The following is a 13,683-nucleotide window of genomic DNA, read 5'->3' as shown; positions in this document are numbered from 1 at the left end:
TACAATTAAATAACAATTAAATATAAAAACATTATGAGTACATATCCATTAGTAAAGTTTGCCTTTGAAGTAGATTGGGGAGGAACAAAAGTAGGATTTCAGGAAGTCAGCGGTTTAAATGTTGAAGCAGCTTTAATTGAATACAGACATGGCGCAAGTCCTGATTTCAGTAAGATTAAAATGCCTGGAATGAAAAGTTTCAGTAACATCACCTTAAAAAGAGGAACTTTTAAAACTGATAACGAATATTTCGACTGGTTCCAAAGCATTCAGCTAAGTACAGTAGAACGCAGATCTATCACGATCTCTCTTTTAGATGAAACAGGAGCTCCTGCAGTAACATGGAAAGTAAAAAATGCATTCCCGCTTAAATTACAATCAACAGATTTAAAAGCTGAAGGTAACGAGGTGGCTATTGAAACCCTGGAAATTGCACACGAAGGATTAACTATTGAAAATAACTAATCATGGCAGTTTTATATCCTCCAACCAGTTTCTCTTTTATTGTTAATGGGATTTCAACAACAGAGGGTATTGACTCCAGATTTCAATCTATATCTGGTTTATCAACAGAAATTGGAACTGAAGAATATGCCGAAGGAGGCGAAAACAGGTTTACACACCAACTTCCTTTGAGACCCAAATATCCTAATTTAGTTCTTAAACGTGGGTTAATCGTAAGCTCCGGATTGATAAGCTGGTGTAGAAATGCGATGGAAAACTTCCAGTTTGAACCCAGAGACCTGATCATTTCTCTTTCAGGCGGGATTCAGTCTACAGCACCCCTAATGGTTTGGAATGTAGTAGGAGCATACCCCGTAAGATGGGAAGTATCCGAATTCAACGCAGAAGAAAGCAAACTTGCTATTGAAACAATAGAACTGAAATATAGATATTTCACAATACCCTCATCGTTAGCAAGCTTAGGCTTGTAATTTCTAAATCAAATCTAAGCACTTGAACGTGTGTTAGTTTAAAGATAAATTTTACCCAAATCTTTTTTCATAAAAAACAACAGATTGGTCTATAACAGAGACTGAACACACCCTTCATGTGCTTGGATTTTTTTTAAATAAACATGTTAAATCATTGGTTATTAGTGTTTTGAATATTAATGATCATTAAAAAACAAACGAAATGCCAATAGAAATAAAAGAGCTTCACATTAAAATAAATGTGGACGAAAAAGTAGCAGCAACAACCACTGCCACATCAGTAGATGAAGCACAGCTCATGCGTGCGATCAGCGAAAGTGTAGAACAGGCAGCAAAGATAGAACACCGTAAAAAAGAAAGATAATGAGAGGAGCAATTCAAAAACTGACAATCGGAACATACGAAAATTCTGATTATGACAAAAGAATTCAGAGCGGTGCTTTTAAAGCTTTTATCAATCCCACAGGTTTTTCAATGACCTATAAAACGAAATATAATACAGACCAGGCAGATGGTAATTCTAAACCTAATTTAGGATATACCTCATCAGCATCACCTGATTTACAATTAGAATTTCTATTTGATGGGACAGGAGTTACAGAAGCGAATTCCGGTATTAAACTGATCAATAAAATTAAAGGAAAATCATTTGCGAAAACAGCGGTAACAAAACAGATTAAAGATTTTTATAAGGCGACAGGTGAGCTCGAAGGCTCTATTCATAAACCCTATAATGTTATCCTTAATTGGGGAAGCTTTGAATTTAAAGGAGTGCTTTCTGAATTAACATTAGAATATAAGTTATTTGACAACGAAGGCCAGCCTTTAAGAGCTATAGGAAAGGCAACGTTCAGTGAATCAACAAGTCCGAAGCTTGCCGGTAAAATTGAAAAGCTGGAATCACCGGATCTTACCCACAAAAGAACAGTACAAGCCGGCGATACACTGCCATTAATGACCGAAAGAATTTACGGAGATTCCAAATACTATCTGGAGGTAGCTAAAGTAAATAATCTTGTCAATTTCAGACAGCTAAAACCAGGGCAGGAATTATTCTTTCCGCCGTTAGAAAAAGTTTCATAATATGAATAATAGCGGATACATACAAACAGCAAAAAATCCAGATTTAGTTACCTATAAGGTCATGTCTGGAGGTTCAGAACTGCCGGGGAAGTACGGAGTGAAAAACATTATCGTGGAAAAAGAATTCAACAGAATTCCTTATGCCCGTATTGTTATTTTAGACGGAAGTGTACCGGAGCAGGATTTCAAGCTCAGTAATGAAGATCTGTTAATTCCCGGAAAAGAAATTGAAATCACCGCTGGATACCATTCTGAAGAAGAAACCATTTTTAAAGGAATTGTAGTAAAGCACAATATCAAAATCAGAAACGGTTCTTCTTATCTGATTGTAGAATGCAGAGATAAGGCTGTAAAAATGACCTTAGGAAGAAAAAGCAAATATTTCTACGAAAGTACAGACAGTGATGTTATTGAAGAATTGGTGGGTAACAACGGACTTACTGCCGATGTTGAAACGACTTCAAATTCACATAAAGAATTGGTTCAATACCAGGCTTCTGATTGGGATTTTATGCTCACCAGAGCACAGGCGAACGGTAAACTTTGCTCCGTTGAAGACGGAACCATCAAAATTGCTAAACCTGATTTTAGTGGTGAAGCGGTAGAAACAGTAGTTTACGGATCATCTGTACATGAATTTGATGGTGAAATTGATGCCAGAGACCAATTCAACAAAATTACAGCCAAAACATGGAGTTATACCGATCAGGAACTCACTGAAGTAGAAGCTCAGGATCCTGCCATTACCCTCAACGGGAATCTTTCATCAGGTGATTTGGCAGATGTTTTCGGAATTGAAGACCTGCAGCTTAAACACGGTGGAAATCTCACTCAGGGAGAATTGCAGGAATGGGGTGATGCGAAAGCAACTTTCCAGCAACTGGCCAAAACAAGAGGAAGAGTAAAATTCCAGGGAATTCCCTCTGTAAAACCTGGAGTTTCATTGACCCTTCAAGGCGTTGGAAACCGATTCAACGGGAAAATATACGTAACCGGTGTTCGCCATGAAATTGCGGAAGGAAACTGGCTGGTGGACGCTCAGTTCGGACTTTCTCCAACATGGTTCTCAGAAACATATGATGTAAGTGAAATGCCAGGTTCAGGAATTATTCCTGCCATAAGCGGATTACATGTAGGAGTAGTATCTCAATTGGAATCAGATCCGGACGGAGAAGATAGAATTTTAGTGCAGATCCCTATCATCAACAACGAAGAAGAAGGGATTTGGGCAAGAATAGCCACCCTTGATGCCGGAGAAAACAGAGGATCATTCTTCAGACCGGAAATCGGAGATGAGGTCATTATCGGATTCATTAATGACGATCCCAATGATGCCGTGGTACTTGGAATGCTGAACAGCAGTGCAAAACCGGCACCCATTGTAGCTTCTGATGATAACCATGAAAAAGGTTTTGTGACCCGAAGCGAAATGAAAATGATCTTTAATGATGATAAAATCTCATATACACTTGAAACACCAAAAGGCAAAAAAGTGATCGTAGATGAAGATGCTGATATTATTAAAATCGAAGATGAACATTCTAATATTCTTACCCTTAACAAAGATGGTATTAGTATGGAAAGCGGGAAAGACATCAAGATCAAAGCAAAGGGTGATATCAATATGGAAGGAACGAACATCAATGTAAAAGCAAGCGCTCAGTTCAAAGCAGAAGGAAGTTCAGGTTCAGAGCTTAAATCAGGAGCAGTAACCGTAGTAAAAGGATCTCAAGTTAAAATTAATTAATAATCATGAAACCGGCAGCAAGAATTACAGATATGCATACCTGCCCTATGGTAACGGGAACAGTTCCCCATGTAGGAGGTCCTATCATTCCGGCAGGAGAACCCACGGTACTTATCGGCGGAATGCCTGCAGCAAGACAAGGAGATAAAGCAGTATGTACAGGGCCACCGGACACCATTGCGTCAGGATCTTCAAGTGTTTTGATAGGCGGAAAACCTGCCGCAAGAATGGGAGATTCTACCGCTCATGGAGGGGTGATAACCGCAGGTGATGCTACTGTTTTAATAGGCGGATAATAGGGAAGGCAGCTTTTAAGACCATCATAAGCTCCCGTATACATAGAATCTGACTCAACATAAAAATGTAAAACATCAATAAATAAAACGGTTAGAATAACCAAAAAACTCTATGCTACAGATGCAAGATGTGAACATTCAATATAACAAATAACGTATGAAAATAAATACAGATTTTTTAGGAACAGGCTGGAGTTTTCCGCCTGAGTTTAACGAGACTGAAGGAAAACTGGCCATGACCACAGATGTAGAAGACATCAATAACAGCCTTAAGATTTTATTGTCAACACGCCCTGGTGAACGGGTCATGTTCCCAAACTATGGGTGTGACTTGCAGGAAATGCTCTTTAAACCTCTGGACTTAACGCTGATTACCCAAATGAAAGGAATCGTGGAGCGTGCTATTTTATATCATGAGCCCAGAATCAATATTCTAAGTATTGAAATTGATACTCAGGAAGAACTTCAGGGTGAAGTTTTAATACAAGTTGACTACGAAGTAAGAAATACTAATACAAGAAGCAATATGGTTTTCCCTTTTTACAAAGGAGAAGCTACCGAAATATAATGAATTACGGGATGTCTGTAGCCATTTTGAATACTACCAAACACTACAATAAGTATTGCATCTGACCATAGAAAGATAAATATAAACAAATGAAAAAAACAGATACATTTTCACATTATCGTGAAGGAAAATCACAAATGCAGCGCTTTTTAGCAGAACTAGATCCTGGGAATCTTGAGTTACACGATTTCGATTTGTTTGACTGGCTATTATTCGCAAACAATTTTGCTCAACGTGTAAACTATTTTGACAAAGATGATAATACAAAACCAAAAGGAAAGTGGGGAAACTTCTTCCTGGGTGATGATGCCAATGCGATCCCTCGTAGAGAAAGCGTTGAGTATAAAAGTATGAAAAAACAGGTTACAGATCTTATGTCCCAGTTTGAACAGGATAGCAGCCTGACACCTCACCTGACATTATTTGTTTGCTTTTTAAAATTATTAGATTTCTCAAAAAAAGCCTTCAATAATCTGACGAAAAGGCACCTGGACTTCTATTATAACGAAATTCTTCAAATTGAGAAAAATGATGCCAAATCAGACAAAGTCTATGTGATTTTTGAACTCGCCAAAAAAGCGATTCAGGAAAGAATTCCAGCTGGTACATTGCTGGATGGGAATAAAGACGCTAATGGCAAAAAACGAATCTACAAAACAGGTGATGAATTTGTTGCCAATCAGGCCAAAGTAGTGGAGATCAAAAGCTTTTTAAACGATGTTGAAAAAAGAGAACTGAAAATGGCTCCGGTAGCCAACTCTGCAGACGGTTTGGGTGATAAATTGCCGGAAGACGGTAATTATTGGTGGCCGTTTGGATATAATTCCGATGAAACCAATTCAAATAAATCTATTTATAAAGAACTTCCAAAAGCTAAACTTGGCTTTTCAATTGCCTCCTCACTTTTTGATTTAAAAGAAGGAGACCGTACCATCACCCTTAAGATTGATTTTAATAAAAACTCAACCCAAAAATTACAAAGTCTTTCAAAAACAGATATTAAAAATAATATCAAAGTGCTTTGCAGCGGGGAGAAAGAATGGTTATCAGGTGCTGACTTAACATGTATTAAAAACGAAGAAGAAAGATTAGAACTTTCTATTACATTACAAAAAGAGTTCCCGGCCGTTGTAAAATACAATAAAGAAGTACTGGCAGAAACATTTCAAACCAGCTTTCCTGTGGTAAGATTGATGATTGAAGGAGAAAAATACTATGATCTATATGAAGCTCTTTCAGAAAAATCAATAAAGAACATCGAAATAGAAGTTGATGTAAAAGGAGTAAAATCAATTCAGATAGAAAATGACAATGGGGCATTAAATTCAGAAAAGCCTTATTATCCTTTCACCGCACAACCTGTTAAAGGGTCTAATTTCTATATCAAATGTCCTGAAATGTTCTCCAAAAAATGGCAGAATGCAGACATTACGATCAACTGGAAGAATGCTCCGGATTCTATAAAAGATTTATACAGCGGATATGTTATTCAGCCTAATCAAAATATAAGCTTAACCGATTTTGAGGGCTTAAAAAATTCTTCAATCGTAGGTTCTGATGGTTACTTCAAAGCGGATATTGCCTTGCTGGATAAGGAAATCTGGTATGAAAAGGCTAATGATATTGATGTATTCACGAAAGGAAAAGACGCTTATAACATTCAGTTTTCTGTAAATAATGCAAGTAATAAGGCCGGAACAAGTGAGACCATCAGGGTAACACTTAATCAGTCGTCATTACAGGATGTGTATCCTAAACTGTATACATTGGCATTATCAAGTAATCCGACCTTTAAAAAACTTATTCCCAACGAGCCGTATATTCCTTTTGCTGAAGATATAGAGTTGAATTACAGTGCGAAAGAAAACGTGTATTCGTACCTGGAAAAAGAATCTGCCGGGGAAATTTCAAAAAATAAAGAAGTACAGCTCTATCACGAAGACGTATTCGGTCAATACGAAAAAGAAGTAGAAACCAAAAGCATTGTGCCTGTACATCAAAATGGAGGTGAATTGTACATTGGTCTGGAAGCAATGCCTCAGACTACAGTGTCCCTATTAATTCAAATGCTGGAAGGAAGTGAAAATCCTTTAGCAGATCCTTTCCTGGAAAAAGAATTTATAGAATGGCATATTCTTTCAAACAATTCATGGATGAGTTTGTCGGATTATATGCTGCAGAACGAGACCAGAAAGTTCCTGGAATCAGGGATTGTCAAGTTTAAAGTGCCTAAAGATGTCGACAAAAGCCACACAAGATTTACCGACGGATTAGTCTGGATCAGAGCCAAATCACAAAGAAGCTATGATGCCGTATGCAAAATCCAGGGAATCTATACTCAGGCGGTTTTAGCAACATTCCAGAATCAGGATAATGAGCTGTCTCATCTCAATAACGGACTGGAAGCAAAAACCATTGCTAAACTGATCTCCAGAATTCCTCAGGTAAAATCTGTCAGCCAGCCTTATAACTCGTTTGATGGGAAATACAAAGAAACAGATACCGAGTTTTACAGACGTGTAAGTGAACGATTAAGACATAAGCACAGAGCCATCACACAATGGGATTACGAACATTTGGTATTACAGGAATTCCCGGAAGTTTTTAAGGTAAAATGTTTAAATCATACTTCCGAAAAATCCTATATGGACCCTGGACACGTTACCCTGATGGTAGTTCCGAATATTAAAAATAAAAATGCTTTTGATGTCTATCAGCCGAGAGTAAGCAGAGCCTCTTTGAATAAAATTCAAAATTATGTAAATGAATTAAATACAATGCACGTGAAAGCTCAGGTAATCAATCCTAATTATAAAGAAGCAAAAGTAGAAACAAAGGTCAAGTTCTTTGAGCAGTATGATGAAACATTTTATACCAAACAACTGGACGAAGATATTAAAAAATATATATCGCCATGGGCTTTTACAGACTCTGAAAATATTGATTTTAATGTAGAACTGAATGTGAATCAGTTAGTTAATTATCTGGAGCAGCTGCCTTATGTAGACTATATTGATGATATCAAAATACTGGTAAACAATATCCCGCAAAGGAAATCTTTAATTGAAGTAGATCCAAAATCAATTCTGGTATCTGCCAAGCAGCACAATGTCACTATTACAGAACAGGTATGTATTTAATAATAAACAAGAAGAAACATAATCATGTCAGAAAATAAACATATTAGTATACCAAAAAATATAGAAACCGGGGATCAGACAGATTTTCATTTTCTACGCAAAACAGGGATTGAATACATCGAGAAGCTAGGAGGAAAACTCTGGACCGATTATAACTCTCATGATCCTGGGATCACCACGCTGGAAGTTTTAAGCTATGCCATAACGGATCTGGGGATGAGGATGAACCTGAATATGGAAGATATCTTAGCATCTGATGATGTAAATAAAGACATTCATACCCAGTTTTTAAAGGCGGCAGAAATTTTACCTTCAAGACCTTTAAACGAACTGGACTACAGAAAGTTGTTTATAGATATCAACACAACAGGAAGCCTTAAAAGACCAATCCGTAACTGTTGGTTAGTTCCTAAAAGTGAAACATTATATGTCGATTGTAAAACCGGAGATATAGACTTTAAACCGATCGGAGAAAAGACAGAACATTTTAACGTAAAAGGGTTGTACGACCTTTATGTAGATTATGCCGAAGATATTGATGTGGATGGTATCGGATGTGAAAAATCTAATGTCAATATCCAAATATTAGACAATTACCATGCTAATAGAGGACTTTGCGAAGATCTGGCAGAAATTAAAGAAGTTGAAATCCAGAAAGTTGCACTATGTGCCCGTATCGGACTTGTCAGTAAAGCAGACGAAGAACTGGTGCATGCTAAAGTCATCAGAACAATCAATAATTATCTGTCTCCGGAGGTTCATTTTTATTCACTGAAACAAATGCTGGATAAAGGTCTGACTACAGATCAGATTTTTGAAGGTCCGCTTCTGGATAATGGCTTTATCGATACGGAAGAACTTAAAAACAGCCAGTTAAGAAGAGAAGTTCGTCTTTCTGATATCATCAGTGAAATCATGAAAGTGGATGGTGTTAAAGAAATTCATGACGTGTCTATTGCAGGTTGTGATAGCGTGATCAAACAAAATAATGATTGGCTGATCTGCATTGAAAAAGGCAGAAAACCGGAACTGTGTGAACTGAGTTCATTCAGTTACAGTAAAGGATCTCTTCCGTTAAATATCAATAACAAAAAAGTTCAGGATTACTTAGAAAATCTTAAAAGAGAAGAAGAAGTACTTAGAGATGATGCAAGACAGAATAAAGAGTTGGTATTGCCTCAAGGAACTTCATATGATATTGCAGACTATGCTACGATTCTGAATGAATTTCCGGACACCTATGGAGTAGGAGAATCTGGAATTATTGGGAATTCATCCCCGGAAAGAGAAGCGCTGGCCAAACAAATGAAAGGGTATTTGCTATTTTTTGATCAAATCCTTGCCGGCTATTTCAAACACCTTGAAAAAGTAAAAGAAGTATTAAGCATTAATGGTCAATTAAAAAGAACCTTTTTTACACAGGCTCTTAAGAATATTAAAGGCTTTGATGAATTGGTTTCTGACTATGATGCCGAAAGTGATGATCAACTTACAGATTCGTTATATGAAGAGCTGGATAACAGTGTGGAACGCCGAAACGAAGTGTTGGATCATTTGATCTCCCGTTTTGCGGAAACATTTAGCGACTATACCTTCTTAATGAAATCATTGTATGGGAAATCCACCGATGAAATTGTCTTAAACAACAAAGAAAATTTCTTAAAAGAATATTCATCACTAAGTAAAGACAGAGGGTTGGGATATAATTATACCTTAATTGGAGACTCAGATCTTTGGAATACCAGCAATATTTCCGGTGTTCAGAAAAGAATTGCCCGCTTGCTGGGGATTAAAGATTATACCCAGAGAAACTTATCTCAGTCGCCGGTATCCATTATTGAAACAACAGACAATGCCGGTAAAAAAACGTATACCTGGAAAATAAAAGATGCTGGCAGCAATATTATCTTATCCTCTGTAAACAGCTATACAACAGAGCATATTGCTGTAAAAAATCTGAATGAAGCAATCTATCAAACCATTCAGATTGATGAGGAAGATCTTCAGAATGCATTAGACAAATTAGATGAGAAACACCCTGAAGTTACATTAGAAAAATTAAAAGCATGTGAAAAAGGGTACTGTTTCATTGGAAATATAAAAATCCGTGTTTCATTGGGAGGGAACTACTATTTTGAAATTGTGGATGATACTGATGAACAAAATGTCATTGCTGTTCACAAAAAAACCAATCCTTATTCAGATTTGAAAGAATTGAAAGACGGAATTAAGGCAACGGTGAAGTATTTCAAATATGAATTTACAGAAGAGGGTATTTTCCTTGTTGAGCATTTATTATTAAAGCCAACTACTAAAGATTATAAGCTCATGGGAGGTATTGGCTGTATGTCTATTGGAGGTACTTTCAAAATAATGTATGACCTGCAAGAAGAAAACCCTACAACAGATCCGATAGAATATTCGGAAGCCTTTATGTCTTCGTGTGAAGAAGGTTGCGAAGCAGATGTTTTTGACCCTTATTCTTATAGGGTGAGTGTTGTTCTTCCCGGCTTTGCTTATCGTTTCCAGGATCCGGATTTCAGACGTTATGCGGAAACCGTGATCAGGCAGGAAATTCCTGCTCATGTTTTAGCAAAAATTTGCTGGGTGGGAGATCGTTTGAGTGAAAAACAAACCGCTCAGAATGATTTGGCTGAATTTGAAGTAGCATTTAAAAAATACCTCTCAGATAAATCGAGAAATAATATTATGAATCTTGGAAACAGCATTACAGATTTATTGACTGCTCTCAGCCATTTAAACAATATTTATCGACCAGGAAGGCTTTTAGACTGCGATGCCAATGATAACGACAGTCTGGACGGAAAAATCATATTAGGACAATCGAACTTATCAAAAAAAATGAAAAATAATGAACACTAAATTAGACAATGTAACAACCCAATATAGAAAGTTCAACGACAATCAGGCGTTAACAGAAGGGCAATTAAACGAATTTATAGACTATTTTGAAGATCAGGACAGGCTATCAAGAACCCGTCTGAGTGGTGTGGGAGTAGTGTGTGGTTTTCAATCGGAATACATAGAGCTTGAAATCTTACCTACTTTAGCAGAAAAAACAGCCAGACCCGTAGACAGAGATCTTGAGATTCCTTTTGATACCATTGCCATTACACAAGGAGCCGGGGTAACTACGGATGGAGACTTAATAACACTACGTCAGGTAGAAGACAAAAAATCAGAAGCTGTCATAGACTTCCAGGCTAAAAATTACAGATACTATAGAAATTATGTTGATGTCGTAGGATATGAGCATTTTCGTATCGGAGGACAGCAAGTCCCTCTTTTAGAATTGTTTACAACACAAGAGTATAAACAGTTATTGAGCGAAGGGGCTAATGCCGGAGATTTTAAAAAGGTAGTAGATATTCGTAGTTCATTAAGTGATAAAATTGTAATTCTGTATCTGGAAAGTTATTCTAATGATGAAACCCCATGTCAGGATGCAGATTGTGATAACAACGGAGCAGAGCAGGTTGCTAATCTTAAAGTGCTTCTAGCAGATTCTGCATCTGTTTCAGGGCTTATCACGAAAGGTGACGCAAAAGACGCTATCTATAAACAGCACAATACCTATGAAAAGCTTTTTGACAGTTTACCTAATATAGAGGCGAAAAGAGTTATTCTGGATGCTCTTGTAAAAACAGCGCCGCAGTTAAAAACAAAATTTCACAGTGCTATCAGTACTGTTGCAGAATTAAGTGATGGTTTTATCTCTATTGCAGGAGCTTTTAATGTAAATATGAATCTGGGTGGGCAGACGCTTTTTGATAAACTGAACCCTTTGCTGACAAGCACTTCTCCAGGCTTAGAAGATTATCAATACCGATATGATTTATTAAAGGATTTGATGGATACCTATAATGAAATAAAAGGGCTGATCCTGCATCTGAATGCTGAATGCTGTCCGGATATTGCTTCATTCCCTAAGCACCTTATGTTAGGGCCAGTTGGAGCAAAGCAGGAATTAGGGAAATATATCCCTTTACGTCATAGTTTTTATAATTCACCCATTACTACCCATGATGACGAGAATTATGAAAGAGTTGTAATGCTTGCCAATCGTTTTGTGCAGAAAGTTAATGGATTTCAATCCTATATCGGACGTATTAAAATCACACCTTCAAATATGAATGTAAGATTGGGTAATAAGGCCATACCGTATTACTATAATGTAGACAAATCCTTATTAGCCCAATGGAACTTTGAAAAAACAAAAACCGATAGGGCAGCTTACAATTTAAGCTATCATACAGCTAATTTAGCAGGAGAAGATTTTATTCAGAATCCACTGAATTATAACATTGACAATAATGATTTTTATAGAATTGAAGGTCACTTGGGAATGCCTTATAAAACAGCATTGCAAAACATCAATGATCTTAAAACACAATACGGATTAGCTTTTGATGTCATTGCATTGGTTTTGGAAAAAGGAGGAAAGCCTGGTAGCGAGCCGCCAATCCGGGAAAAAACAGTATCTATTGATGAACTCAGAAAGCAGCTGATATCTATTTCAAGCGATGTCAGCAACAGAACACTCAATTCACAGAATACCTTACTGAACATTTCTAAACTGGATGAACAGCTGAGATTGCTGAACCAGGCTGAATTCTCAAAAGAAGGATCTTCAGATGGGGTTACGGTAGTAAAACAGGATCCTAAAAAAGACGATGTTGTAAGTGAACTGTTAAGCGAATTTTTAGAAAGGAAATCAGGCCTGGAGCATGTGGCTGGAGTAGAACCAGGCGGAACTTTCGCATTAATTTACCACTCAGAAGATGATAACCAGGTTCTCGCAGACTTTTCACTGCCTTATCTGTGTTGCTCTAAAAAGGACCCTGCATTCCTGTCATTACCGGCAAACAAGCTATGTCAGAAAGATGCTCCAATTGTGATGACAATTGTTCCGGCAGATGGGCAGGTAAAAGCATTTGTAAATGGTGCTCAGATTCCTGCGGTTACACAATCGGGAGGTCAAAGCTTCTTCGATCCTGGTCTGGTTAATACAGCTTATTTTGGACAAACCATTACGTTTACCGTTAATGATGATCCAGTGGAAGCACAGATGATAGTGTATGCACAACCAAATATAACTGTGACTACAGGTACGGTGAGTTATGATGCTCCTACGATGGACGAAAATGCAAACAACCCGGATGCTACAGTTGAATTTGATGCTTCTGGAGACTTTACAGGTCTTACATTTACCTGGAATTTTGATGATGGTACTCCAATTATCCATAATGAGACACCTGCCAACAAAAAGATCCATGTGTATAAGCTTGTTGCAGGACAAGAAAAAACTTTCAATCCAACACTTACAGTAACCAATGCTAACGGCTGTAGTACAGTCTATAAATTAGCTCCGCTAAAATTAAAAGGTCAATCCACTATTGCATGTTTAAGTGGTATGAGAGTCGTTATTCAGTATAGAGACGATGTAGATAAGGGCCACGTTTGTAATGATGCTACCTTCAACTTAAAAGGAAATGGTATTGTTATAGGCGGAAACAATCCGTACCCTGGCTTTATTGGAAATATCCATTTAAGTAATACAGGAGGCAGCCAGGATAGAGGTAACCATAAACCAGGTACTCCTGCATTGAGCAGATATAATGAAATTGTTATCACTCAGGCAGAAGCTAAACAAATGGCATCATTATCATCAGATGGTTTCGTAGAGTTTTCACTTGAATGTGCTTTACCTGTTAATAACAGACCACCAACTGGTTGCCACCAGGATGTTGCCTATACCGAAATATTCCTGGCAAACGCTACAGTTCCTATTTATTTTGGTTATCCAAATGGTAATTTCCTAAGAATAAACCCTTGTACAGGAGTGACAAAATAATAGTCAGATAATAACTTCATAGGCAGTATAAATTGTCTA

At 37.3% G+C, this 13,683-nt stretch carries 10 protein-coding genes; all 10 read left to right on the top strand.

Features of this window, described 5'->3' with window-relative positions; genetic code table 11:
• The first annotated feature begins 33 nt into the window (after positions 1–33).
• A complete protein-coding gene (locus CQ022_RS07080) occupies positions 34–465 on the top strand; it encodes a phage tail protein (protein ID WP_047378138.1) in 432 nt (143 codons plus the stop codon).
• 2 nt (positions 466–467) lie between these two features.
• A complete protein-coding gene (locus tag CQ022_RS07075) occupies positions 468–935 on the top strand; it encodes a phage tail protein (RefSeq protein WP_047378137.1) in 468 nt (155 codons plus the stop codon).
• A gap of 202 nt (positions 936–1,137) precedes the next feature.
• A complete protein-coding gene (locus CQ022_RS22920) occupies positions 1,138–1,299 on the top strand; it encodes a DUF5908 family protein (protein WP_165791592.1) in 162 nt (53 codons plus the stop codon).
• Positions 1,299–2,018, top strand: a complete 720-nt coding sequence (locus CQ022_RS07070; protein ID WP_105680743.1) for a CIS tube protein — start codon at positions 1,299–1,301, stop codon at positions 2,016–2,018. The genes CQ022_RS22920 and CQ022_RS07070 overlap by 1 nt, the downstream gene beginning before the upstream one ends.
• A 1-nt stretch (position 2,019) precedes the next feature.
• The gene (gene vgrG, locus CQ022_RS07065) at positions 2,020–3,765 is read left to right on the top strand and encodes a type VI secretion system tip protein VgrG (RefSeq protein ID WP_105680742.1); all 1,746 of its coding nucleotides are present in this window, start codon (positions 2,020–2,022) and stop codon (positions 3,763–3,765) included.
• Between the two features lie 5 nt (positions 3,766–3,770).
• Positions 3,771–4,061, top strand: a complete 291-nt coding sequence (locus CQ022_RS07060) for a PAAR domain-containing protein (RefSeq protein ID WP_034699500.1) — start codon at positions 3,771–3,773, stop codon at positions 4,059–4,061.
• Between the two features lie 157 nt (positions 4,062–4,218).
• On the top strand, positions 4,219–4,629 hold the full coding sequence (locus tag CQ022_RS07055) for a GPW/gp25 family protein (RefSeq protein WP_047378134.1): 411 nt from the start codon (positions 4,219–4,221) through the stop codon (positions 4,627–4,629).
• Positions 4,630–4,718: 89 nt separating this feature from the next.
• Positions 4,719–7,769 (top strand): baseplate J/gp47 family protein, encoded by a 3,051-nt coding sequence (locus CQ022_RS07050; RefSeq protein ID WP_105680741.1) that lies wholly within the window; start codon positions 4,719–4,721, stop codon positions 7,767–7,769.
• 24 nt (positions 7,770–7,793) lie between these two features.
• Positions 7,794–10,652 carry a hypothetical protein gene (locus tag CQ022_RS07045; RefSeq protein ID WP_105680740.1) on the top strand — a complete coding sequence of 953 codons (2,859 nt, stop codon included), beginning with the start codon at positions 7,794–7,796 and terminating at the stop codon, positions 10,650–10,652.
• On the top strand, positions 10,642–13,644 hold the full coding sequence (locus CQ022_RS07040; protein WP_105680739.1) for a PKD domain-containing protein: 3,003 nt from the start codon (positions 10,642–10,644) through the stop codon (positions 13,642–13,644). The genes CQ022_RS07045 and CQ022_RS07040 overlap by 11 nt, the downstream gene beginning before the upstream one ends.
• Positions 13,645–13,683: the final 39 nt, after the last annotated feature.

The sequence above is a fragment of the Chryseobacterium culicis genome (assembly GCF_002979755.1).
Lineage (GTDB): Bacteria > Bacteroidota > Bacteroidia > Flavobacteriales > Weeksellaceae > Chryseobacterium > Chryseobacterium culicis_A.
This window is presented reverse-complemented; position numbering and strand designations above follow the sequence as displayed.

Excerpts from the sequence above, each read along its gene's own strand:
- CQ022_RS07040 (WP_105680739.1), top strand. The coding sequence starts at position 10,642 with ATGAACACTAAATTAGACAATGTAACAACCCAATATAGAAAGTTCAAC.
- CQ022_RS07055 (WP_047378134.1), top strand. The coding sequence starts at position 4,219 with ATGAAAATAAATACAGATTTTTTAGGAACAGGCTGGAGTTTTCCGCCT.
- CQ022_RS07080 (WP_047378138.1), top strand. The coding sequence starts at position 34 with ATGAGTACATATCCATTAGTAAAGTTTGCCTTTGAAGTAGATTGGGGA.
- CQ022_RS07050 (WP_105680741.1), top strand. The coding sequence starts at position 4,719 with ATGAAAAAAACAGATACATTTTCACATTATCGTGAAGGAAAATCACAA.
- CQ022_RS22920 (WP_165791592.1), top strand. The coding sequence starts at position 1,138 with ATGCCAATAGAAATAAAAGAGCTTCACATTAAAATAAATGTGGACGAA.
- vgrG (WP_105680742.1), top strand. The coding sequence starts at position 2,020 with ATGAATAATAGCGGATACATACAAACAGCAAAAAATCCAGATTTAGTT.
- CQ022_RS07075 (WP_047378137.1), top strand. The coding sequence starts at position 468 with ATGGCAGTTTTATATCCTCCAACCAGTTTCTCTTTTATTGTTAATGGG.
- CQ022_RS07060 (WP_034699500.1), top strand. The coding sequence starts at position 3,771 with ATGAAACCGGCAGCAAGAATTACAGATATGCATACCTGCCCTATGGTA.
- CQ022_RS07045 (WP_105680740.1), top strand. The coding sequence starts at position 7,794 with ATGTCAGAAAATAAACATATTAGTATACCAAAAAATATAGAAACCGGG.
- CQ022_RS07070 (WP_105680743.1), top strand. The coding sequence starts at position 1,299 with ATGAGAGGAGCAATTCAAAAACTGACAATCGGAACATACGAAAATTCT.